Raw genomic sequence first — 22,454 nt, 5'->3', positions numbered from 1 at the left:
CGTCAGTGCGCCGTGCCACGCTCCTGTAGCGTGTCCGGGTCGAGGACGTACTCTGTGTTGCAGAACTCGCATGTCACCTTGATCGCGCCGTCTTCCACCATGGAAGCTCGATCGTCCGCGCTGAACTGACCGAGCATCGTTTGGATCTTGTCAGTTGAGCAGTGACAGTCTGCACTCAGGCTGAACGGATCGAAAACCCTCACGTCCCGCTCGTTGAACAGGCGCAGCAAGAGGCGCTCGGCGGAAATCTCCGGGTCGACCAGCTCGTGGTCCTGCGCGCTCTGGGTGCGGGCGGCGGCCTCCACCCAGGCGTCGTCCTGATCGCGCTGGTCCTGCGCGGCGTCCTCCGGCGCGTCGCCGGGGTCGATGTCGCGCACGACGATGCGCTCGGACGCGTCGGGCAGGAACTGCACGGTGACACCGCCGCCTCGCCAGATGCGCCGCGGCTCCTCGCCGGGGCGGCGCTCCATCGTCTCGGCGACGGCGAGGCGCACCATGGTCGGGATCTGCTCGGACTGGGAGAAGTAGCGGTGCGCCACCTCCTCCAGGCTGTCGCCCGTCATCTCGACGATGCCCTGATAGCGGCGCACGGTGTCCTTCGGGTCGATGGTGAGCGCCATCGTGCCTTCGCCGACGATGTCGCGCAGGGCCGGGCTGTCACCCAGCTCGGCCACCGCCTCGGCATCGAAGCGGGCATATCCGCGGAGGCCTTCGGGGGTCGTGAAGTCGGTCACCAGGAGCGACACCGGTCCGTCCGACTGGATCTGCAGGACGACGCGGCCCTCCATCTTCAGCGCGGTGGCGAAGAGCACGTTGAGGATCACCGCCTCGCCCAGCAGGCGCGAGACGGCGGGCGGATAATCGTGGCGTCGCAGGATCTGGTCGAGCGAGGACCCGAGCCGTGCGACGCGGCCGCGAACGTCGAGCGCCTCGACGGAGAACGGAAGGACACAATCGTCGGCAGTGGCGGTCACGAGCGGAACCTTATTCTTGAGCGCGAGTAGGCTGACGCCGGGCCCCATGGGGCGCGGCGCGCGAACAACGTCTGCGTCAGGGCAGGCCCCCTATATAGGCACCCGCACGTCGCTCGCCACTCGAGCGCCGTGGAGCCGGAGCCGGAGCCGGAGCCGGAGCCGGGCGGCGCGGATCCTATTCGGCGGGTTCCTCGATCGCCTTCTTGCCGGAGATGCCGAGCCTGCATTCCAGTCTGGCGAGGCCGATCAATACGGCCAGCCCGACGAGCGCCCCCAGCAGCGCCAGCATCCACTGGCCGATCCCGACCGCCAGGCCCACCGCGCCCGAGAGCCATACGGTGGCCCCGGTGGTGAGCCCGCGCACCTGCCCGCGCGACAGGACGATGAGGCCGGCCGCCAGGAAGGCGACGCCGGACGTCACCGCCTCGATCAGGCGGATCGGGTCGATGCGGATGGTGTCACCCTCGAGCTGGTCGATCAAACTGAGGCCGATGACGGCGAACACCGCCGAGGCGACGCCCACCAGCATGTTCGTGCGCAGCCCCGCGGCATGGTCGCTCAGCTCGCGTTCCAGCCCGATGAGCCCGCACAGCAACGCCGCGCCCAGAACGCGCAGCAGGACGACGACGCCGCCCGGCCCGGGAAGCCGGCCGAACTCTGTCGCGAGGGTATGATAGAGCCCGTCCATTCCCCGGAAACGCACGGCGGCGTGCCCGGTTCACGACAATGCGCATCGCCGCCCGAGACCGGCGGAGGGAGGGCGCACAGGCGCCCTCCGCGCCCCGTCAGCCGAGGCGGTCGAACACGTAGGCGAGGATCGCCTTCTGCGCGTGGACGCGGTTCTCGGCCTCGTCGAACACCACCGACTGCGGGCCGTCCATCACCGCGTTGGTGACCTCCTCGCCGCGGTGGGCGGGCAGGCAGTGCATGAAGATCGCGGACGGACCGGCCTCCTCCATCAGCGCCTCGTTCACCTGGTAGGGGCGGAAGACGTGGCGCCGCTCCTCCTCGTCCTCGTCGCCCATGGAGGCCCACGAGTCGGTCACCACCACGTCCGCGCCGCGGACGGCGACGTGCGGGTCCGTGCCGACCTCGATCGTGGCGCCCAGGCGGCGTGCGGTGTCCACCAGCGGTTGGCGCGGGGCGAACTCCGGCGGCGTCGCGACCTTGATGACGAAGCCGAGCTTGGGCGCGGCCTCCATCAGCGTCGCCAGAACGTTGTTGCCATCACCGACCCAGGCCAGCACGCGCCCGTCGAGCGCGCCGATGCGCTCCTCCATGGTGATGAGGTCGGCGATGATCTGGCACGGGTGCGAGCGGCGCGTCAGGCCGTTGATCACCGGCACCTGCGCCGACTCGGCAAACGTCGTCAGCCCGCCGTGGTCCAGCATGCGGATCATCACCGCCGAGACGTAGCGCGACAGCACGGTCGCCGTGTCGGCCAGCGACTCGCCGCGGCCGAGCTGCATCTCGCTGCCGGAGGCGACGATGGTGTCGCCGCCCAGCTCGCGCATCGCGAGGTCGAACGAGAAGCGCGTCCGGGTGGACGGCCGCTCGAACAGCATCGCGAGCGTCTTCCCGCGCAGGCGGTCGGTGCGGATGCGGCCCTCGGCCTTGACCCGGTGGCCTTCGTCCAAAATCGCCCGCAGCGCCTCGGGAGACTGAGACGCGATATCCAGAAAATGCTTGGGCGTCATACGACCGCGGTATCCTTCTTCGCCTTCTCGACGGCCTCGCCCGCGGCGTCGAGCCGCCGGGCCGCCTCGCGCAGGTCCTCTTCCGTGGCCACGAGGCCGGGGAGGAAGCGCACCACATTGTCACCGGCCGGCACCACCAGGAGCCCGGCATCGCGCGCGGCGAGCGCCACGTCGCCCGCCGGCGCGCGGCATTTGACGCCGACCATCAGTCCCTCGCCGCGGACGGTCTCGAACACGCTCGGGTGGGAATCGACGACGCCCGCCAGCGACTGCATCAGGAACGCGCCCTTGCGCTTGACCTCGTCGAGGAAGCCGTCGGCGAGCACCACGTCCAGCACCGCGTTGGAGACGGCGCAGGCGAGCGGCGTGCCGCCGAAGGTGGTGCCGTGCGTGCCGGGCGTCATCGCGTCACCGACCGCCGCGGTGGCGAGGCAGGCGCCGATCGGGAACCCGCCGCCCAGGCCCTTGGCCGCCGACAGGATGTCGGGCGTCACGCCGAGCGCCTCGTAGGCGAAGAGCGTGCCGAAGCGGCCGACGCCGGTCTGGATCTCGTCGAAGATCAGCACCAGGCCGTGGTCGTCGCACAGTTTGCGCAGCGCGCGCAGGAACTCGCGGTCGACGAGCTGCACGCCGCCCTCGCCCTGCACCGGCTCGACCATGATCGCCGCCGTCTCGGGACCGATCACGGCCTTCACCGCATCGAGGTCGCCCAGCGGCACCTTGTCGAAGCCGGGGGCGGGCTCGCCGAAGCCTTCCATATATTTGGCGACGCCGGTCGCGGCGAGCGCACCGAGCGTGCGGCCGTGGAAGGCGCCCTGGAAGGTGACGATGCGCACCCGCTCGGGGTGGCCGCTCACATATTGATAGCGCCGCGCGGTCTTGATGGCGGCCTCGTTGGCCTCCGCGCCGGAGTTGCAGAAGAACACGCGCTCGGCGAACGTCGCCGCGGTCAGCCGGTCGGCCAGCCGCTCCTGCTCGGGGATCCGGTAGAGGTTGGACGTGTGCCAGACCTTCGTGGCCGCCTCTTGCAGGACGGCGACGAGATGCGGGTGGGCATGGCCGACGCTGGTCACGGCGATGCCGGACCCCATGTCGAGATATCGTCGCCCGTCCGTGCCCACGAGCCAGACGCCCTCGCCCTTCTCGAAGGCGATGTCGGCGCGGTTGTAGGTCGGGAACAGGCTGTTCGTCGTCATGGGTAAAACTCGCGGTTTTGCGAAGGTTGTCCCCAGCTCCTTGCAAGGTACTGCGGACAGGCCGGCTTTCTTTCCGATGGTTGGGGAAAAAGCAAGGTTTGAGTCGCGGCGGACTCGCCGACTCTAGACCGCGAATCGCCAAATCTCTTACGATTCGGGGCGTAAAGACAGGACATCGCCCGGCTCCCTTCTATCCACCGACCGTCCTGGTCGGCTGTGGACGGCATGTGGATCGGCGGTGAGCAAAGGGAATGGCGATGAGCTGGACCGACGAGCGAATCGAGGTTTTGCGAAAGCTGTGGGCCGAGGGGATGTCCGCGTCACAGATCGCCAGCTCCCTGGGCGGGGTGACCCGCAACGCCGTCATCGGCAAGATCCATCGCCTGGGCCTCTCGGGCCGGGTGAAGGCACCGCAGACGCGGGCGACGCGGGCCCGGAGTGCTCCCATCGTCGCCCCCAAGCCCGCCGCCGCGCCGCGGGTGATGGCCGCCGGCGCCGTCGCGGTGAAGGTCGTCGAGGAGCCGGAGATCGAAGAGATCCCGCAGACCGCCGAGATCGTGCCGTTGACCGAAGGCATGACCTTGATGGACCTCTCCGCCTCGACCTGCCGCTGGCCGGTGGGCGATCCGTCCGACCCCGCCTTCCGCTTCTGCGGCGCGCGCACCACGCAGGGCGACACCTACTGCCGCGCCCACGCCGAGCAGGCCTTCCCCTCCCGCCGCTCGAAGTCGAGCTGACGCGCCGCGCCGGAAGGCGCGCGGGGCCGCCGCCGCGGCCCCTCAGCGGATGTGGAACTGGTCGTTGAAGGCGTAGCCCGCGCCGCGCACGGTGCGGATCGGATCCTTGGCCTTGCCGCGATTGATCGCCTTGCGCAGCCGGCCGATGTGCACGTCCACCGTCCGCTCGTCGACGTAGACGTCCCGCCCCCACACCCCGTCGAGGAGCTGCTCGCGCGAGAACACGCGGCCGGGCGACTGCATCAGGAACTCCAGCAGGCGGAACTCGGTCGGGCCGAGGTGGACCTCGCGTGTCGAGCGGCGGACGCGGTGGGTCGTGCGGTCGAGCTCGATGTCGCCGGCGCGCAGCAGGGACGAGACCATGGCCGGCTTGGTGCGGCGCAGGATGGCGCGGATGCGGGCCATCAGCTCCGGCGTCGAGAACGGCTTGACCACATAGTCGTCGGCGCCGGTGGCGAGGCCGCGGATCCGCTCGGTCTCCTCGCCGCGCGCCGTCAGCATGATGATCGGAAGGTTCTCCGACTGCGGGCGCGAGCGCAGGCGCCGGCACAGCTCGATGCCGGAGAGCCCCGGCAGCATCCAGTCGAGGATGAGAAGGTCCGGCAGCCCCTCCAGGAGGCGCAGCTCGGCCTCGTCGCCGCGGCTCGCGCAGTCGACGTCATAGCCCTCGGCTTCCAGGTTGTAGCGCAGGACGAGGGTCAGCGGCTCCTCGTCCTCGACGATCATCACCTGCGGCAAATCTAGCGACCTCCGCTACCGTTCTTGGGCTCGGCCCAGTCGGCGGAGAGGTAGGACGAGGAATCGCCCTTCGCCCGCGCTTCGACCGGCTGCTCGCCCGTCACCAGGAAGTGGATGTTTTCGGCGATGTTGGTGGCGTGGTCGCCGATCCGCTCGATGTTCTTGGCACAGAACAACAGGTGCGTGCAGAACGTGATGTTGCGCGGATCTTCCATCATGTAGGTCAGCAGCTCGCGGAAGATCGAGGTGTAGATGGCGTCGATCTCGTCGTCCCGGCTGCGCACGTCGAGAGCGGCGGACAGGTCCTGCGAGGTGAACGCGTCGAGCACCGCCTTCAGTTGCTCGAGCGCGATGTCGGACATGTGCTCGACCCCCAGCGCGACGCGCGGCGGGTAGGCCCGCCCCTCGATCGCCATCACCCGTTTGGCGTTGTTCTTGGCGAGGTCGCCGACGCGCTCGAGGTCGGAGGAGATGCGCATCGCCGCGACCAGCTCGCGCAGCGGCTTGCCGGCCGGGCGGTGCGCCGCGATCAGGTCCACCGCATGGTTCTCGACGCTGCGCTGCATGGCGTCGAGACGCTGATCGGCCTCGATCACCGAACGCGCGCGCTGACTGTCGATGCGCGTCAACGCGGTGACGCTGTCCATCACCAACTGCTCCGCGAGACCGCCCATTTCGGCGACCTCGGCCGCGAGACTGACAAGCTCGCGGTCCCGATCACGTGTCAGCACCAACGCGCTGCCCCCCACTCAAGACTCGTCCCGCGTATCCTAACCGAACACGCCCGAAATATAATCGCGCGTCCGCGGCTCCTGCGGGTTCTCGAAGATTTCCTTGGTCGGCCCCTCCTCGACGAGATCGCCGAGGTGGAAGTAGGCCGTCCGGTCCGAGACGCGTTGCGCCTGGCTCATCGAGTGCGTCACGATGATGATCGTGTAGTTCTGCCGCAGCTCCTTGATGAGCCCCTCGACCGTCTGCGTCGCGATCGGGTCGAGCGCCGAGCACGGCTCGTCCATCAGGATCACTTCCGGCTCGACCGCGACGGCACGGGCGATGCACAGGCGCTGCTGCTGTCCGCCCGAGAGGCCGGTGCCCGGCTCCTGGAGGCGGTCCTTCACCTCGTTCCAGAGGCCGGCACGGGTCAGCGAGCGCTCGACGATGACGTCGAGGTCGGCCTTCTTGTGGGCCAGGCCGTGGATGCGCGGGCCGTAGGCGATGTTCTCGAAGATCGACTTCGGGAACGGGTTCGGCTTCTGGAACACCATGCCGACGCGGGCGCGCAGCAGGACCACGTCGAGCGTGTGGTCGTTGAGGTCCTCGCCGTCCATGTTGAGCTGGCCGAGGACGCGGCAGCCCGGAATGGTGTCGTTCATGCGGTTGAAGCAGCGCAGGAACGTCGACTTGCCGCAGCCCGACGGGCCGATGAACGCCGTCACCGCCTGGGCCGGAATGTCGATCGAGATCCCGTGCACGGCTTCCTTGGTGCCGTAGATCACCGAGACGTCCTTCGCCTCGATCTTGGTCGGGCGCGGTTCGGGATCGGGGATCCGGACGGTCTGGAACCGGTTGTGCGTCTCCGGATGCTTCAGGTCCGGCTTTTTCACGTCCACTTCGGCGACGGCCATCGGCTCGTTTCCTTTTTCAATCACGGTCGTTACCAGCGCCGCTCGAAGCGGTGGCGCATGAGGATGGCGAGGGCGTTCAGGGTCACCATGACGGCCAGCAGTACAAGGATGGCCGCCGAGGTCCGCGCTTCGAAGAAATTGCGGTTCTCGTTCCCCTGCCAGAGATAGATCTGAACGGGCAGAGCGGAAGACTGGTCGAGCGGGGTCGACGGCACCGAGGCGACGAAGGCGTTCATCCCGATCAGCAGTAGCGGTGCGGTCTCGCCCAGGGCCTGTGCGACGCCGATGATGGCACCGGTGAGCATACCCGGCACCGCCAGGGGCAGGGTGTGGTGGAACATCGCCTGCGTCGGCGAGGCGCCGATGCCGAGCGCGGCCTGGCGGATCGACGGCGGCACCGCGCGCAGGGCGGCGCGCGAGGCGATGATCACCGTCGGCAGCGTCATCAGCGAGAGGACGAGACCGCCCACCAGCGGCGCCGACAGCGGCAACCCCAGGAAGTTGATGAACACCGCCGCGCCGAGCAGGCCGAACACGATGGAGGGCACCGCGGCGAGGTTGTTGATGTTCACCTCGATGAGGTCGGTCACGCGGTTCTTGGGCGCGAACTCCTCCAGGTAGATCGCCGCCATCACGCCGACCGGGACGGCGACCGCCATGACGATGACCATCATCATCACGGAGCCGACGATGGCGCCGAGGAGACCCGCCGTCGCACCGGAGGAGCGCGAATCGACGTTGGTGAACATCGACGAGGCGAAGTTCATCTCGATCACGCCGTCTTCGTAGAGCTCGTCCGCCCACTGCTGCTGCTCGGCGGCGAGCTGCTGGAAGCGCTGGGGCAGGTCGCGGTCGATGTTGCCCTTCAGCCAGACGTCGACGTTCTCGGAGGCCACCAGCGCCACCGGCACCGTCTGGCCGATGATGTCGGGGTTCGCCTCGACCATCTCCCAAAGCTTCACGCGCTCATTGGAGGCGACGAGGCCGAAGGCGGCACGGCGCATGTCTTCGGCGCCGGCGGCGGGGATGAACTTGGCGATCGCATTCTGGATCAGGTTGTCCCAATCCGCGCGGCGCAGGGCGCGCTGCCAGGCGATCAGCTCCTTGTGGAAGTCCGCCGCCGACTGGCCGGGCTGCTGCGTCGGCCGCGGGTCGATGTCGATGACCTCGGGATCGAACGTCAGCTCCAGGTGCAGCGTCGCCTGCCAGAAGGCGGGCACGCCCTTGTAGAGGATCGACCCGAAGAGGATGCCGACCAGCGAGATGCCGATCAGTATCGCGCCCAGGCCCACGGCCTTGAACGTCGCCTCCGCGCGGTGACGCTGGCCCAGCTTGGCCGCCACCAGGTCGCGATTGGACTTGCCCTGCGCGATACCGCCGGGCGTGGTTGCAGTCGTGGCCATGGGTCTACTCGTATTGCTCGCGATATTTCCGGACGATGTAGATGGCCACCACGTTGAGACACAGCGTGATGACGAACAGCGTGAGGCCCAGCGCGAAGGCCACCAGCGACTGCGGCGAGGCGAAGTCGGTATCGCCGGTGAGCTGGTTGACGATGGTGACCGTCACGGTCGACACCGCCTCGAAGGGGTTGGCGGTCAGCACCGGCGAGTTGCCCGCCGCCAGCACGACGATCATCGTCTCGCCGATCGCGCGCGACACCGCCAGCAGGAAGGCGCCGACGATGCCCGGCAGCGCCGCCGGCAGGATTACCCGGCGGATCGTCTCGGAGTGCGTCGCGCCGAGGCCGTAGGAGCCGTCGCGCATCGCCTGCGGCACCTGGCTGATGATGTCGTCCGACAGCGAGGACACGAACGGGATGATCATGATCCCCATCACCACGCCGGCGGTGAAGGCCGAAGTCGCGTTGATGCTGAGGCCGATCATGCCGCCGACCTCGGCGAGGAAGGGGCCCACCGTGAAGGCGGCGAAGATGCCGTAGACGATGGTCGGAATGCCGGCGAGGATTTCCAGCAGCGGCTTGGCGACGAAGCGGAACTTCGGGCCGGCATATTCGGAGAGGTAGACCGCCGCCATCAGGCCGATCGGCACCGCGACGCACATCGCGATGATGGTGATCATGATCGTGCCCCACAGCAGCGGGAGCAGACCGAAGTCGCCCTGACCGCCGGAGCCGGTCGTCGAGAAGCGCGGGTTCCAGCTGGTGCCGAAGAAGAAGTCCAGCGGGTTGACGTAGGTGAAGAAGCGCACGGCCTCGCCCAGAACCGACAGGACGATGCCCACCGTCGTCAGGATGGCGATGCCCGAGCAGACGATGAGCAGCATCTCGATCGCCGTCTCGACCCGATTGCGGGCGCGGAAATAAGGGGAGATCCTGCGACGCGCGACCAGCGTGCCGGCGAAGGCCGCGACCGCGATCAGCGCGACCAGCGACAGGTGGCCGATCCACTTGAAGGTGCGTACCGCGGCGACGGCCTGCGCCTGGTAGGGCGCCGGCTCGCCGAACATGCCGAAGCCGCCGACGATGCTCTCGACCTGGTGGGTCTGCGTGACCAGCGCCTGCTCGTCCTGCAGCACCTCCTGCGGGAAGTAGGAGTGGATCACGGCCGTCTGAATCTGCGGCGCCAGAAGGGTGTAGACGATGAAGATGATCACCGCCGGGATGGCGCACCACAGGACGAGGTAGAGGCCGTAATAAGGTGGACGCGAGTGCAATCGCTGACCGGTCTGCGCGGCGATCCGGCGGCTGGCGCCGGCTCCCCACGTGTAGACGAAGCTGAGCACGACCAGAACGATCGCGATGATGATGAATGTGTTCACGTCAGGGCCAAACCTTCGCTCGGCGTTGCGACTCGGCGCGGGCCCGGCAGGGACCGCAGGCGGCGTCTTGGCTCATTGTGCGTTGGGGTACCGGCGAGCGGCGCCATGCAAAAGCCGACCGCTGGGTGCGGCCGGCGCTCTTGAAACCGCGGGGCGACGCGCGCCCCGCGAACGTCACCGATCAGAGGGAGACGTTGGTCTGGCTCTCGATCTTGTCGATCTGCGCCTCGCGCTCGTCGGCCGACAGCGGGATCAGACCCATGTCGGACAGCGGCGAACCCTCGCCCGAGACGTCCTCGGAGACGAAGAACAGGGCGTAGTCCTGCAGGCCCGGAATGGCGCCGATGTGCGCGGCCTTGATGTAGAAGAAGAGCGGACGGGAGACGGGGTACTCGCCGGTCGCGATGGTCTCCATGGAGGGCTCGACACCGTCGATGGTGGCGACCTGGAGACGGTCACGGTTCTGGTCGTAGAAGGACAGACCGAAGACGCCGACGGCGTTCGGCTGGGCGTCGAGGCGGCCGAGGGTCTCGGTGTAGTCACCGGCGACCTCGATCACGCGGCCGTCCTGGCGCAGGCCCAGGCACTTCTCCTCGGCGGCCTCGCCGAGCGCCTCGATCACTTCGAAGGTCTCGCAGCCCGGCAGGACCACCTTCTCTTCGAACACTTCGCGCGTGCCGTGGTTGGTGCCCGGGATCACGAGGGTGATCTCCTGGTCCGGCAGCGAGGCGTCGATCTGGTTCCAGTTGGTGTAGGGGTTGGCGGCGAGCTCACCGTCGACCGGGACCTCGGCGGCGAGCGCCTGGTAGAGCTGCGCCGGGGTCAGCTCGAAGTGGCCGGTGCTGATGTCGGACGCGAAGACGATGCCGTCGTAGCCGACCTTGACTTCGACGATCTTCTCGACGCCGGCCTCGGCGCACGCGTCGATCTCCTTCTGGCGGATCTGGCGCGAAGCGTTGGCGATGTCGATGGTGTTCTCACCGACGCCGGCGCAGAACTGGCGCAGGCCGCCCGAGGAACCGCCCGAGCCGACGACCGGCGTGTTGAACTCCGGATAAGCGTTGCCGAACTCTTCGGCGACGACCGACGCGAACGGCAGAACCGTCGACGAACCGGCGATCTGGATGGTGTCACGGGTCTGAGCGGCGGCACCGGTGGCGACGAGCGCGCCGGCAGCCACGAGAGCGGCGAGGCTGGTGAATTTCACAGGGAGGCTCCCTCGAGTTGAACTCGTTTTCAATGGGGCACGAGGGCACGCACGGTTCGTCCGCCGCGCCCTGTGTCTGCCCCCCGAGGTAGAGAGCCCGCGAAACAGTGCCGTGTCAGTTCGATGAATATTGCATGACGCGGCAAATATCTGACGACGTTCATCAAATTCGAGTTTGACGGCGCGGGTCGCCCCCGCACCGCCGTTTTGTGACACAGTCGGAATGATGCAATGCAGCAAAGGCGCACATCGTGCGCCACGCTCATTCGACGATCACGGCATGCCTGCTTTGCGCGCGCGAGCCGGGTCGCGTCACGCCAGCGGCAGCTCCGTCTCGGCGAGGGGGATGCGCACCGTGAACGTCGACCCGGCGCCGAGTTGGCTGCGCACCGTCAGCCGCCCGCGGTGGCGGTTGATGATGTGCTTGACGATCGCGAGGCCGAGGCCGGTGCCCCGGCGGGCGCGCGATTCCTCGATATCCACCCGGTAGAAGCGCTCGGTGAGACGCGGGACGTGCTCGGGCGGGATCCCTTTGCCGAAGTCCTGCACCGCCATCGCCGCCACCGGACCGGACACGGTGTCTTCGCGCGTGGCCGAGACCAGCACGCGGCCGCCCTCGTTGCCGTACTTGATGGCATTCTCGATGAGGTTGTTCATCACCTGGACGATCTCGTCGGAATCGCCACGGATCGGCAGCACGTCCTCGGCGATGGCGAGTTCCATCGTCACCTCCGCATCGTCGGCGATGGCGCGCGTCATCTCCACGGCGTAGCGGGTGATCTCGGCGCAGTCGATGATGTCGGTCGGGCGCACGTGGGAGCGCATCTCGATGCGCGACAGTGACAGGAGCGAGTCCGTCAGCCGCTTCATCCGGTCCGCCTGCTCGCGCATCAGGGCGAGGAACTGCTCGCGCGTCTTGGCGTCGTCGCGGGCGGGGCCCTGCAAGGTCTCGATCATGCCGGTCAGCGACGCGAGCGGCGTGCGCAGCTCGTGGCTGGCGTTGGCGACGAAGTCCTCCCGCATGCGCTCCAGGCGCTGCTGCTCGGAGAGGTCGTGCACGTAGACGGTCATCACCCGTTCCCGCTCGTCCCCCTCGCCGCCCAGCATCAGCGGGGCGATGAACGCTTCGTAGTAGCGCCGCGTCGGCACCTTCTCGGCCCACCGCGCGCGTTCCGACAGGCCCGAGCGCCGCGCACGCTCCACCGCGCGCACCAGCTCCGGCACCCTGAGCGCGAAGGAGATCGGGCTGCCGATGGACACGATGCCCATCTGCTCGCGCGCGGCGCGGTTGACCCACAGGATGGTCGCGTCGTCGGAAATGACGATGCAGGCATCGGGAGAGGTGTCGAGCAGTGCCTTGGCGTCGACGGTCAGCGGCGAGCCTGCCGTTTCCTCCACCGGCGCCATCAGCGCGGCACGCGCGGCACGCGGTCGCAGAACCTGGACGAAAGCGACCAGGACGAGGGCGAGAGCCGCAGCGTGGAAGACCATGATACTCACGTAAATGACACCTGCGGCAATAAGTATGGCGGAGATCTAGGCTCTTCGAAGTGCCACGCTCGTACCATTCCCAGGTCACCCCTCACGGAAGCTTCATTTGAGGAGCGACCACTCGCCCCTAGTTTGAGCCCACTTTGCGAAGACAGTGTGAAAGGCCGTGACATGCCGACGTTCACCAAACCCAGATGGGTCCTATCCGAGCGTGAGGCGACGCCCGAGTCCATCTTTTATGCACGCCGCACGCTGATCAAGTCCGCCGGACTCGGCATGATCGGCGCCGCGGTCGCCGCCCCCGCCCACGCCGGACTGCTCGACAACATCTTCGGCGCCGACACGCCCACCGCGGATTCGGAGGTCGACCCCACCGCCGATCTCTACCCCGTCCCCCGCAACGAGGCCTACACGCACACCCGCCCCATCACCGACGAGGGCCTCGCCACCACCTACAACAACTTCTACGAGTTCGGCTCGCACAAGCGGATCTACAACGCCGCCCAGAAGCTGGCGATCCGCCCCTGGTCGGTCATCCTCGACGGCATGGTCGAGCAGGAGCAGACGATCGACATCGACACGTTGATCCGCCAGATGCCGCTGGAAGAGCGCGTCTATCGCCACCGATGTGTCGAGGCGTGGTCGATGGTGGTGCCGTGGACGGGTTTCGCGATGGCCGACTTCGTCAAGCTCGCACGGCCGACGGCCGGCGCCAAATACGTGCGGATGGAAACCTTCGAGAACCCCGAGGTCGCCAGTGGCCAGCGCCAGAGCTGGTACCCGTGGCCCTATGTCGAGGGCGTCACCCTCGAAGAGGCGACCAACCCGCTCGCCTTCCTCGTCACCGGCGTCTACGGCAAGCCGGTGCCGGAGCAGAACGGCGCCCCGCTGCGCCTGGCGCTGCCGTGGAAGTACGGCTTCAAGTCCATCAAGTCGCTCGTCCGCTTCACCTTCACGGACCAGAAGCCGGTCTCGTTCTGGGAGGAACTGGCGCCGACCGAGTACGGCTTCTGGGCCAACGTCAACCCGGAGGTGGCGCACCCGCGCTGGAGCCAGGCCGAGGAGAAGCCGCTGGGCGCCGACGAGGAGATCCCGACGCAGCTCTACAACGGCTACGCCGAGGAGGTCGCAGGCCTCTACAAGGGCATGGAGGGCGAGCGCATCTACTTCTGACGCGCCGCGCCCCGCCGCGCTCAGCTTTTGCCCGAGCCGCCGAAGCCGCCGGTGGCGAGGTAGGCGCGCTCGGCCTCGGTGGTCTCCCGGCCCAGCGCCGTGTTGCGGTGCGGGAAGCGGCCGAACCGGCGGATGACGTCGGCATGAACCAGGGCGTAGAAGTAGGCGTCCTGCGTGGCGCCCTGGCGGTAGATGTCGAGCCCTTCGTCCTGGGCCGCCATGTCCTCGGCGTGCTGGAAGGGCAGGTAGAAGAAGTTGCGCAGCGGCCAGGGCTGCGTCTTGTCGAAGCCCATCGCCACCGCGTGACGCGCCAGCTCCAGCGCCTTGGCGTCGGCCGCGAACTGGCGGCCATCGTCGCGGAAGACGTTGCGCGGGATCTGGTCCAGCAGGATGATCAGGGCCAGACACCCGGCGGCCGTGGCGGCCCACCGGTCGAACGCTCCGTCGGCCGCGCGCTCCCACGAGGCGGCATACTCGCCGCAGGCGGTGTCGAACCCGTCCGAGCGGGCGAACCACTTCTCCGGTCCTGCCTCGATCCAGAACGCCAACAGCCCGAGAGCCGCCGGATCCTCCGCATTCGTCGCAACTTCGGCCATCCGACCCTCCACGTTCCGAACAGAAAACTACTTTCACTCCCGTGAAAAGCATGGAACGCTGCGACCCGCCAAAAGCGCACCGAACGAACACTCGGCGACCGCGGCTGGAGAGACAAAGGGAAGCGGCTGATGACGACCCACAGCACCTCAACGCATGCCCCCGGGGCAGCCACGTCGGGTGACGAACTCGTCGCCTCGGTCGACACCGGGGCGCGCAACCCCGTCGGCTGGCAGGCCTGGTTGATCCCCGGCATCGCGTTCATCTGGTCGCTGTTCCAGCTCTACGTGATCTCGCCGCTGCCGTTCATGCTGCAGAAGACCCTCCCCTTCCAGGTCATCTTCAACAATACCGAGATCCGCGCCATCCATCTCGCCTTCGCGCTGGTGCTGGTGGCGATGGCCTTTCCGCTCTTCTCCAAGGCCAAGCTCGACCGGGTCCCCTGGTACGACTTCCTGCTCGCCGCGCTCGGCGCCTTCGTCTGCCTCTACCTCGTCGTCGACGCCGATCAGATCGCCCGCCGCTCGGGCCTGCCCACCACGATGGATCTCTTCGTCTCCACCGCGGGGCTCGCCGTGGTCGGCATCGCGGTCTACCGCGCGCTGGGGCTGCCGCTCCTCATCGTGGTGTCGGTGTTCCTCGCCTACGTCTTCTTCGGCTCGTCCGACATCTTCCCCGACGTGATGCGCTGGGCCGGCGCCTCCTACGGCAAGGCGATGTGGCACTTCTGGATGCAGACCGAGGGCGTCTTCGGCGTCGCGCTCGGCGTCTCGGCGACGCTGATCTTCCTGTTCGTGCTGTTCGGCGCGATCCTGGAGCGGGCCGGCGCGGGCAACTTCTTCATTCAGATCGCGTTCGGCATGCTGGGCCACCTGCGCGGCGGACCGGCCAAGGCCGCCGTCGTCGCCTCGGGCCTCTCGGGCATCTACTCCGGCTCGTCGATCGCCAACGTGGTGACCACCGGCACCTTCACGATCCCGCTCATGAAGAAGACCGGCTTCCCGGCCGAGAAGGCGGGCGCGGTCGAGGTCGCCTCGTCCACCAACGGGCAGCTGACGCCGCCGGTGATGGGGGCCGCGGCCTTCCTGATCGCCGAGTTCACCGGCACGCCCTACACCGACCTCATCGTCTACGCCTTCCTGCCGGCGATCGTGTCCTACATCGCCCTCCTCTACATCGTGCACCTCGAGGCGCTGAAGCTGGGCCTCAAGGGCCTGCCCGCGCATGCCGACACCAAGGCCAGGTCCACCGCACGCAAGTTCGGCGGCTTCCTCGTCGGCTTCATCGGCATCACCGTGCTCGGCTTCGCGGTCCACTACGGACTCGGCTTCCTGCGCTCGATGTTCCCCGGCGCAGGACTGGCGACGGCCTCGCTGGTGTTCCTCGCCTTTTACCTTCTGTGCCTCATCATCGCCGCCGGCCGGCCCGACCTGAAGGTCGACGATCCCGACGCGCCGCTGCACGAGATGCCGCGCGCCGGCGAGGTGGCGCTGACGGGCCTGCACTTCATCCTGCCGATCGTGGTGCTTCTCTACCTCGTTATGGTGGAGCGGCTGTCGCCGGGGCTCTCGGCCTTCTGGGCGACCACCGCGATGATCTTCATCGCGCTGACGCAGCACCCGATCAAAGCGGTCCTGCGCGGCGGCAAGGGCATCGGCGGCGCGCTCTACCAGGGGTGGGACGAGTTCTTCCACGGCATGGTCGGCGGCGCGCGCAACATGATCCCGATCGCGGTGGCGACGGGTGCGGCGGGCATCATCGTCGGCACCATCTCGCTCACCGGCGCGCACCAGGTGGTCGGCGCGCTGATCGAGCAGATGGCTGGCGGGTCGCTGATGCTGATGCTGATCCTCGTCGCGGTGATGAGCCTGATCCTGGGCATGGGCCTGCCGACGACGGCGAACTACATCGTCGTGTCGTCGCTGATGGCGCCGGTGATCATCTCGCTGGCGGCGTCCGAGGGGCTCATCATCCCGGCCGTCGCGGCGCACCTCTTCGTCTTCTACTTCGGCATCCTCGCCGACGATACGCCGCCGGTGGGCCTCGCCGCCTACGCCGCCGCCGGCATCTCCGGCGGCGACCCGATCAAGACCGGCTTCCAAGGCTTCGGTTACGACATCCGCACCGCGCTGCTGCCGTTCCTCTTCATCTTCAACACCGAGCTGCTGCTCATGCATGTAGTGTTCGTCGACGGGAAGCCGGTGGCCGAGTTCGTGGACGTCTTCACCGGGATCAAAGCGTTCATCATCGCGACGGTGGCGATGCTCGTCTTCGCCGCGGCGACGCAGCGCTACTTCTTCGCCAAGAACAACATCTTCGAGACGCTGCTGCTCCTGGTCGCCGCGGGCCTCCTGTTCCGCCCCGGCCTCGCGCTCGACATGGTGCAGCCGCCTTATGACGTGCACCCGGGCTCGGCCATCTATCAGATCGCCGAGGAGGTCGAACCCGGCTCGACCCTGCGGATCGAGCTGGTCGGCACCGACTTCAACAATCCGGACTCCCGCCCGTCGATCTACCTCGTCGTGCGGACCGGTGAAGGGGCGAGCGGGCAGGATCGCCTCGCCGACATCGGCCTCGACTTCCTGGAGGACGGCGATCAGGTGACGGTGGAGGAGCCCTTCCCCGCGACGCCTTACGCCTACCTGTCCCAGGACTTCGACTTCTATGCCGACGAGCCGGTGGTGTTGCAGTCGGTCCAGACCCCGACCGAGCGGATGCCGAAGGAGCTGTTCTACATCCCGGCCTTCCTCATCATCGCTCTGGTGATCGCGATGCAGCGGCGCCGGCAGACCGTCCCGGCGTTCTGACCCGCCGGCGATCCCGATCGACGCCCCCGCCACCCCCGCCGCTCGGTCCGGCAGGGGGCGTCGCACCGCCAAAAAGAGACTGACGGACACGTCCCGCCTCTTGGCCACACGCAGGGGATGACAAGGGACCTTCCCCACCCTCCATACGCTGAACTAATATTCCACCCATACGGACGGCGCCCCGTCGTCCGAACCAATACGACCGCCAAGGTCGAACTCGTGTGGGAGGAATGACGATGCCGTTCAATCGGATGATCGCGTGCGCCACGATGGCAAGCGCACTCGTCTTGGCCGCCGCGTCGGCCGAGGCGCGCCCCAAGACCGTCGACGGGCCGGGCTACCTGCCCGAGTGCTTCGCCGCCTGGGACGAGAATACCCAGCATTTCCAATGGCCGGGCAAGGAAGGCCCCTTCAAGGTCGCCGTCGTCAACGGCTTCGTCGGCAACATCTGGCGTATCCAGATGATCAAGACCGCCAAGGCCTTCGTCGAGCAGGAGGAGATCGCGCCGCTGGTCGAGGATCTGAAGGTCGTCTCCGTCGGCACCGACGCGGCGGCGCAGATGGGCGCCATCGAGGACTTCATCAACCAGGGCTACGACGCGATCATCACGATCGCCAACTCGCCGACGGGGTTCGAGCGCGTCATCCGCCTCGCCAACCGCAACGACGTCGTGCTCGTCCCGTTCGATGGCCTCCTCGATTCCAAGGACGTCATGCAGGTCAACGAGGACCAGTACGAGATGGGCGTGATGTCGGCCGAATGGCTGCTCAAGCACGTCGGCAACTCGGGCAAGATCCTGGAAGTGCGCGGCGTTCCGGGCAACTCGGTCGACCGCGACCGGCATGAAGGCTTCCGCTCCATCATGGAAGCGGACGGCAACAACTTCGAGATCGTCGAGGTCGTCGGCAACTGGGCGCCGGGCGACAGCCAGCGCGTCACCGCCGACGCGATCGCGGTTCACGGCCAGTTCGACGGCGTGTTCTCCCAGGGCGGCACCAACGGTACGGTGCAGGCGATGATGGCCGCCGACCACCCGTTCGTGCCGATCGCCGGCGAGGCCGAGAACGGCTTCCGCAAGCAGATCGCCGAGCATTCGGACGAGGGCCTCGTCGGCCTCTCCTACGGGCAGTCGCCCGGTCTCGTCGCCATCTCCATCAAGGCCGCGCTCGAGGCGCTGCAGGGCAAGGTCATGCCGCAGCTCATCTCGGTGCCGATCCCGGCGGTGGACTACGAGACGGTCGAGGACGGGGTGAACTACTGGTCCGACCTGCCGGACGACTTCTTCACGCCGAACGAGTTCCCGCCGTGCGACGTGAACATCACCGCGCCGGAGATCATGGCCGAGTCCGAGAAGGACTCCTGATCCCCGTGACGATGCGCGAGCCCGCGGCCGCGTCGCCGGAGACGCCGTTCCTGGAGATGCGCGGCATCTCCAAGTCCTACGGCGGCGTCCATGCCCTCTCGGACGTGGACTTCGTCGCCCGGCGCGGCGAGATCCACGCCGTTCTGGGCGAGAACGGCGCCGGAAAATCCACCCTGATCAAGATCGCCTCGGGGGTGGTGACGCCGGACACGGGCACGCTCGTCGTCGATGGAGCCACGCGCGCCTTCGCCACCCCGCAGGAGGCGGTGGCGGCGGGGGTCGTGTGCATGTTCCAGGAGCTGTCGCTGGTCCCGGACCTGACGGTGGCCGACAACATCTACCTCACCGCGCCGCCACGCACCCGGCTCGGCCTGATCGACCGCCGCGCCCAGCGCCGGCGCGCCGAGGAACTGCTCGCCCGCGTCGGCTGCGAGGACATCGACCCCGCGACCCGCATCCGCGACCTCGCCCTGTCGCGCCGGCAGATGGTGGAGATCGCCAAGGCGCTGGGGCGCGACCCGACGCTCCTCATCCTCGACGAGGCGACCTCGGCGCTGACGGCCGCGGACGTCGAGAAGGTGTACGAGATCCTGCACAAGCTGCGGGCGGACGGGCTCGCCCTCCTCTACATCTCCCACCGCATGCACGAGATCGAAGAGCTGGCCGATACGCTCTCGGTCTTCCGCAACGGCCGGCGGGTCGACACCTTCGCCAAGGGCGCCCACTCGGACGATGCGATCGTGCAGATGATGATCGGGCGCGAGTGGGCGAACGTCTTCCCCGCCAAGCCGGTCCGCAGCGCCCCGCCCGAGCCGGTCCTCGAGGCCGAGAACCTCACCTTCGCGCCGACCCTCCACGGCGTCTCGCTGACGGTGGGCAAGGGCGAGATCGTCGGCATCGGCGGGCTCGACGGGCAGGGCCAGCGCGAGCTTCTGCTGGCGCTCTTCGGCGTCCTCGCCTCCGTCGGCGGCACGGTGAAGGTCGACGGCAAGGCGCGGCGCATCAACTCGCCCGCCGACGCCAAGCGGCCCGAGGTCGGCATGGCGCTCATCCCGGAGGACCGCAAGACCGAGGGGCTGATGCTGCCGATGAGCGTCGGCGAGAACATCACCGCCGCCTCCCTCGGCGCCGTCACCAAGGGCGTCGTCATCGACCGGGCCGCGGAGGCGGACAACATCGCCCGCATGGTCAAGGAGATGCAGATCAAGGTGGGCGACCTCGCCGCGCCGGTCGCGACGCTCTCGGGCGGCAACCAGCAGAAGGTCGTCATCGCCAAGTGGCTGCTGACGCACCCGCGCATCATCCTCCTCAACGACCCGACCCGCGGCATCGACGTCGGCACCAAGGAGGAGATCTACGCCCTCTTGCGCCGGCTCGCCGACGAGGGTGCCGCGGTCGTCCTCTACACCACCGACTATGCCGAGCTGATCGGCTGCTGCGACCGCGTGCTCGTCATGTACGAGGGCCGCGTCGTCAGCGAGCTGGCGGGCGATGCGATCACCGAGACCAACATCGTCTCCGCCGCCCTCAACCTGAAGGCCGACGCCGCATGAGCGCACTCAATCGGTTCGTGCGTTACAATGCCGGGATCCTTCTGGCGATCGCGCTGTTCGCGGTGATCTACGGCACCTATGCGGTGATGCACCCCAACTGGGGCGTCAACGTCGTCCTGCAGAACGCCAACGAGACGATGGCGCTGATCTTCGTCGGAATGGCGCAGACGATGGCGGTGCTGGTCGGCGGGCTCGACCTGTCGGTCGGTCCGCTGATGACGTTCACCAACTGCTTCGGCTCGGTGGTGATGGCGGGGAGCGGCGGGTCGGTGCTGGCCGGCGTCGTCGGCGCGCTGGCGCTCGGCGCGGCGGCCGGGTTCATGAACGGCTGCGTGATCGTCTACGGTCGCATCCAGCCGATCATCGCGACCTTGGCGACCGGCGCCATCTACCTCGGCGCGGCGCTGATCCTACGGCCGACGCCGGGCGGCGCCGTCAACGCGGACATCGCCTGGGCCTTCACCAACGACATCAACGAGCTGGGCTTCACGTTCGGCTGGTGGGAGGACCTGGGGCCGCTGGGACTCCTCCCCATGCAGGCGATCTTCCTCACCGCGATCATCGTCCTCGTCTGGCTGCCGTTCCGCGCCACGGTGCTGGGGCGCGGCTGCTACGCGGTCGGCTCCAACGAGCAGGCGGCCTACATGTCCGGCTTGAACGTCGACCGCTCGAAGATCGCCGCGTTCACGCTGGGCGGCTTCTTCGCCGGCTGCGCGGGCGTCTACCTCACCCTGCAGATGGGCTCGGGCAACGCCGACGCGCCGCAGGCGGCCGAGTACACGCTGCGCTCCATCGCGGCGGTCGTCATCGGCGGCACTTCGCTCTACGGCGGGACCGGGGGCGTGATCGGCACCATCTTCGGTGCGCTGGTGTTGCGCTCCATCACGTTCATCTTCCGCGTGATCCCGGAGGGGGCGGCGGTCGGCTTCGTCGCCGACCCGCTGCTGCAGCCGCTGTTCGAGGGGCTGATCCTGCTGCTGGCCGTGAGTCTCGGGGCGGCGCGCGTGCTGCGCGTGAAGAACCGCCTGTCGCTGTTTACCTGAGGACCGCACCATGACCTCTCCGTCCGTGCCGTCCCGGCGCCCCGCCTTCCGGCTCGACCTGCCGATCGTCATCGGCCTCACGTTCATCGTGCTGATCCTGGCGGTCGGCACCGCCTACACGCTGCACACGCAAGGGACGGCGACCTTCCTGTCGCCCAACTACTTGGTCCTGCAGCTCCATTCCGGCGCCTTCCTCGGCATCACGGCGGCGGGCATGATGATGGTCATCCTCCTCGGCCACATCGACCTCTCGGTCCCCTGGACGATGACCTCCGGCGCGATGATCGCCACCGCCATCGGCGGCGTGACGGGCGACCTCGCCGGCTTGGCGCTGGGGGTTGCGGTGGGGCTCGTCAACGGCTTCGGAGTCGCTTTCCTGCGCGTGCCGTCGATGATCTTCACGCTCGGCATGAACACCGTCCTCCTCGGCCTGATGGTGATGCTGACCGGCGGGCACGCGCCGCAGAGCGCGGCGACGGACGTGATGGTCTTCCTCGGCGCCGACCGCACCTTCGGGGTGCCGCATTCGGTGGTGTTGTGGCTTCTGGTGTCGCTGGCGCTGGTGTTCGTGCTGACGCGCACGGCGCTCGGCCGCTACATGTACGCGATCGGCAATCAGGAGGCGGCGGCCTACCTCTCGGGGGTGAAAACGCGCCTCGTCATCATGGCGGCGTTCCTGATGTGCTCGCTGTGCGCGGTGATCGGCGGTATGTCGCTCGCCGGCTACTCGGCACGCGCCTTCCAGGCCATGGGCGACCAGTATCTGCTGCCCTCGATCGCCGCCGTCGTGCTGGGTGGGACGACGATCCTAGGCGGCCAGGGCCGATATTCCGGCACGGTGATCGGCGTCGTTCTGATCGTTCTGCTACAGAGCGTGCTCAACGTGATGCAGATGGACGAGGCCTATCGCCAGATCATCTACGGCACTGTGATCATCGCGATGCTGCTGATCTACGGACGACAGAAAATTACGTCGCGTTAGATCATCGAACCTCTCACGCGGCCGATTATACCAGCCGCGTGAAATGAGGCACGGGCGCCATGCGGCGGCGTCACCGAGCGCCTTTTTTGACAGCCTGCCTTATTGAACATCGCGCTTCCACAATTGATACGCGATTCGGAATCGCGCAATCGCGTGCGCTCGCCGATGGGGCGAACGTTCCATTCGCTGCCTAAAAGCTGCCCCTGTGGACATTTTCGGCAATCCGGAAGACTGGTGCACGATCCCGTGTTCGCGGCCAAATAGCACAGCAGTGCCAAGGACATAATTTTTTTAACCACTCCCGCGTTTAAGGGGGGACGGGTTGTGGAGCGGCGGTCGCACTCGTGTGATTTGAAACACAGTTCCCTAAAAACACCGCCCCCATATTCGGCAAAGCTTTCCTACGTGGCGGCGCTGTCGCATTCTGGGCGTCATAAGGGCAGCCTTAAGGCGTCGGAGACGATCGGCCCAGCATCATCGCCTAGGCTAAGG

19 protein-coding genes are annotated in these 22,454 nt (G+C 67.7%); 7 read left to right on the top strand and 12 right to left on the bottom strand.

The window, feature by feature from the left end:
- Nucleotides 1-2 precede the first annotated feature (2 nt).
- The 4 genes from MRB58_RS12845 to MRB58_RS12830 form a co-directional block, all read right to left on the bottom strand.
- Nucleotides 3-974, bottom strand: coding sequence for an Hsp33 family molecular chaperone (locus tag MRB58_RS12845; RefSeq protein WP_244777509.1), 972 nt, complete (start codon nucleotides 972-974; stop codon nucleotides 3-5).
- A gap of 175 nt (nucleotides 975-1,149) precedes the next feature.
- Nucleotides 1,150-1,677, bottom strand: a complete 528-nt coding sequence (locus MRB58_RS12840; protein WP_244777507.1) for an MgtC/SapB family protein — start codon at nucleotides 1,675-1,677, stop codon at nucleotides 1,150-1,152.
- A gap of 82 nt (nucleotides 1,678-1,759) precedes the next feature.
- Nucleotides 1,760-2,671, bottom strand: coding sequence for an ornithine carbamoyltransferase (argF, locus tag MRB58_RS12835; RefSeq protein ID WP_244777505.1), 912 nt, complete (start codon nucleotides 2,669-2,671; stop codon nucleotides 1,760-1,762).
- Nucleotides 2,668-3,867 (bottom strand): aspartate aminotransferase family protein, encoded by a 1,200-nt coding sequence (locus tag MRB58_RS12830; RefSeq protein WP_244777504.1) that lies wholly within the window; start codon nucleotides 3,865-3,867, stop codon nucleotides 2,668-2,670. The genes argF and MRB58_RS12830 overlap by 4 nt, the downstream gene beginning before the upstream one ends.
- A gap of 257 nt (nucleotides 3,868-4,124) precedes the next feature.
- On the opposite strand from MRB58_RS12830, the gene MRB58_RS12825 reads away from it, so the two are divergent.
- Nucleotides 4,125-4,604, top strand: a complete 480-nt coding sequence (locus MRB58_RS12825; protein ID WP_244777502.1) for a GcrA family cell cycle regulator — start codon at nucleotides 4,125-4,127, stop codon at nucleotides 4,602-4,604.
- Between the two features lie 42 nt (nucleotides 4,605-4,646).
- Here the strand turns inward: MRB58_RS12825 and phoB are convergent, their stop codons facing one another.
- The 7 genes from phoB to MRB58_RS12790 all read right to left on the bottom strand — a co-directional run bounded on the left by phoB (nucleotide 4,647) and on the right by MRB58_RS12790 (nucleotide 12,446).
- Entirely contained in the window at nucleotides 4,647-5,330 is a 684-nt protein-coding gene (gene phoB / locus MRB58_RS12820) for a phosphate regulon transcriptional regulator PhoB (protein WP_371747294.1), read from the bottom strand.
- 14 nt (nucleotides 5,331-5,344) lie between these two features.
- On the bottom strand, nucleotides 5,345-6,076 hold the full coding sequence (phoU, locus tag MRB58_RS12815; RefSeq protein WP_256461670.1) for a phosphate signaling complex protein PhoU: 732 nt from the start codon (nucleotides 6,074-6,076) through the stop codon (nucleotides 5,345-5,347).
- Between the two features lie 36 nt (nucleotides 6,077-6,112).
- Nucleotides 6,113-6,967, bottom strand: a complete 855-nt coding sequence (gene pstB / locus MRB58_RS12810; RefSeq protein ID WP_244777498.1) for a phosphate ABC transporter ATP-binding protein PstB — start codon at nucleotides 6,965-6,967, stop codon at nucleotides 6,113-6,115.
- A 29-nt stretch (nucleotides 6,968-6,996) separates the two neighbouring features.
- A complete protein-coding gene (gene pstA / locus MRB58_RS12805; protein ID WP_244777496.1) occupies nucleotides 6,997-8,370 on the bottom strand; it encodes a phosphate ABC transporter permease PstA in 1,374 nt (457 codons plus the stop codon).
- 4 nt (nucleotides 8,371-8,374) lie between these two features.
- Entirely contained in the window at nucleotides 8,375-9,748 is a 1,374-nt protein-coding gene (gene pstC, locus MRB58_RS12800) for a phosphate ABC transporter permease subunit PstC (protein ID WP_244777494.1), read from the bottom strand.
- 181 nt (nucleotides 9,749-9,929) lie between these two features.
- Nucleotides 9,930-10,955 (bottom strand): substrate-binding domain-containing protein, encoded by a 1,026-nt coding sequence (locus MRB58_RS12795; protein WP_244777492.1) that lies wholly within the window; start codon nucleotides 10,953-10,955, stop codon nucleotides 9,930-9,932.
- 312 nt (nucleotides 10,956-11,267) lie between these two features.
- Nucleotides 11,268-12,446, bottom strand: a complete 1,179-nt coding sequence (locus MRB58_RS12790) for an ATP-binding protein (RefSeq protein WP_244781980.1) — start codon at nucleotides 12,444-12,446, stop codon at nucleotides 11,268-11,270.
- A 171-nt stretch (nucleotides 12,447-12,617) separates the two neighbouring features.
- On the opposite strand from MRB58_RS12790, the gene msrP reads away from it, so the two are divergent.
- The gene (gene msrP, locus MRB58_RS12785) at nucleotides 12,618-13,619 is read left to right on the top strand and encodes a protein-methionine-sulfoxide reductase catalytic subunit MsrP (RefSeq protein ID WP_244777490.1); all 1,002 of its coding nucleotides are present in this window, start codon (nucleotides 12,618-12,620) and stop codon (nucleotides 13,617-13,619) included.
- A gap of 20 nt (nucleotides 13,620-13,639) precedes the next feature.
- Here the strand turns inward: msrP and MRB58_RS12780 are convergent, their stop codons facing one another.
- Nucleotides 13,640-14,215, bottom strand: a complete 576-nt coding sequence (locus tag MRB58_RS12780; protein ID WP_244777488.1) for a DUF924 family protein — start codon at nucleotides 14,213-14,215, stop codon at nucleotides 13,640-13,642.
- Nucleotides 14,216-14,344: 129 nt separating this feature from the next.
- On the opposite strand from MRB58_RS12780, the gene MRB58_RS12775 reads away from it, so the two are divergent.
- The 5 genes from MRB58_RS12775 (at nucleotide 14,345) to MRB58_RS12755 (ending at nucleotide 21,962) form a co-directional block, all read left to right on the top strand.
- Nucleotides 14,345-17,020: a TRAP transporter permease gene (locus MRB58_RS12775; RefSeq protein WP_244777486.1), complete on the top strand. Its 2,676-nt coding sequence runs from the start codon at nucleotides 14,345-14,347 to the stop codon at nucleotides 17,018-17,020.
- A 236-nt stretch (nucleotides 17,021-17,256) separates the two neighbouring features.
- Complete coding sequence (locus tag MRB58_RS12770) at nucleotides 17,257-18,384, top strand: sugar ABC transporter substrate-binding protein (protein WP_244777484.1); 1,128 nt, start codon at nucleotides 17,257-17,259, stop codon at nucleotides 18,382-18,384.
- 11 nt (nucleotides 18,385-18,395) lie between these two features.
- Nucleotides 18,396-19,937 (top strand): sugar ABC transporter ATP-binding protein, encoded by a 1,542-nt coding sequence (locus MRB58_RS12765; RefSeq protein ID WP_244781979.1) that lies wholly within the window; start codon nucleotides 18,396-18,398, stop codon nucleotides 19,935-19,937.
- Nucleotides 19,934-20,980: an ABC transporter permease gene (locus MRB58_RS12760; protein ID WP_244777483.1), complete on the top strand. Its 1,047-nt coding sequence runs from the start codon at nucleotides 19,934-19,936 to the stop codon at nucleotides 20,978-20,980. The genes MRB58_RS12765 and MRB58_RS12760 overlap by 4 nt, the downstream gene beginning before the upstream one ends.
- 10 nt (nucleotides 20,981-20,990) lie before the next feature.
- Nucleotides 20,991-21,962 (top strand): ABC transporter permease, encoded by a 972-nt coding sequence (locus MRB58_RS12755; RefSeq protein ID WP_244777481.1) that lies wholly within the window; start codon nucleotides 20,991-20,993, stop codon nucleotides 21,960-21,962.
- Nucleotides 21,963-22,454 lie beyond the last annotated feature (492 nt).

Source organism: Acuticoccus sp. I52.16.1 (assembly GCF_022865125.1).
Lineage (GTDB): Bacteria > Pseudomonadota > Alphaproteobacteria > Rhizobiales > Amorphaceae > Acuticoccus.
The sequence above is the reverse complement of the archived record's forward strand: the minus strand, read 5'-3'. Positions and strand labels throughout refer to the sequence as shown.

Excerpts from the sequence above, each read along its gene's own strand:
- argF (WP_244777505.1), bottom strand. The coding sequence starts at position 2,671 with ATGACGCCCAAGCATTTTCTGGATATCGCGTCTCAGTCTCCCGAGGCG.
- MRB58_RS12830 (WP_244777504.1), bottom strand. The coding sequence starts at position 3,867 with ATGACGACGAACAGCCTGTTCCCGACCTACAACCGCGCCGACATCGCC.
- MRB58_RS12825 (WP_244777502.1), top strand. The coding sequence starts at position 4,125 with ATGAGCTGGACCGACGAGCGAATCGAGGTTTTGCGAAAGCTGTGGGCC.
- phoB (WP_371747294.1), bottom strand. The coding sequence starts at position 5,330 with ATGATCGTCGAGGACGAGGAGCCGCTGACCCTCGTCCTGCGCTACAAC.
- pstB (WP_244777498.1), bottom strand. The coding sequence starts at position 6,967 with ATGGCCGTCGCCGAAGTGGACGTGAAAAAGCCGGACCTGAAGCATCCG.
- pstA (WP_244777496.1), bottom strand. The coding sequence starts at position 8,370 with ATGGCCACGACTGCAACCACGCCCGGCGGTATCGCGCAGGGCAAGTCC.
- MRB58_RS12790 (WP_244781980.1), bottom strand. The coding sequence starts at position 12,446 with ATGGTCTTCCACGCTGCGGCTCTCGCCCTCGTCCTGGTCGCTTTCGTC.
- msrP (WP_244777490.1), top strand. The coding sequence starts at position 12,618 with ATGCCGACGTTCACCAAACCCAGATGGGTCCTATCCGAGCGTGAGGCG.
- MRB58_RS12780 (WP_244777488.1), bottom strand. The coding sequence starts at position 14,215 with ATGGCCGAAGTTGCGACGAATGCGGAGGATCCGGCGGCTCTCGGGCTG.
- MRB58_RS12775 (WP_244777486.1), top strand. The coding sequence starts at position 14,345 with ATGACGACCCACAGCACCTCAACGCATGCCCCCGGGGCAGCCACGTCG.
- MRB58_RS12770 (WP_244777484.1), top strand. The coding sequence starts at position 17,257 with ATGCCGTTCAATCGGATGATCGCGTGCGCCACGATGGCAAGCGCACTC.
- MRB58_RS12765 (WP_244781979.1), top strand. The coding sequence starts at position 18,396 with ATGCGCGAGCCCGCGGCCGCGTCGCCGGAGACGCCGTTCCTGGAGATG.
- MRB58_RS12760 (WP_244777483.1), top strand. The coding sequence starts at position 19,934 with ATGAGCGCACTCAATCGGTTCGTGCGTTACAATGCCGGGATCCTTCTG.
- MRB58_RS12755 (WP_244777481.1), top strand. The coding sequence starts at position 20,991 with ATGACCTCTCCGTCCGTGCCGTCCCGGCGCCCCGCCTTCCGGCTCGAC.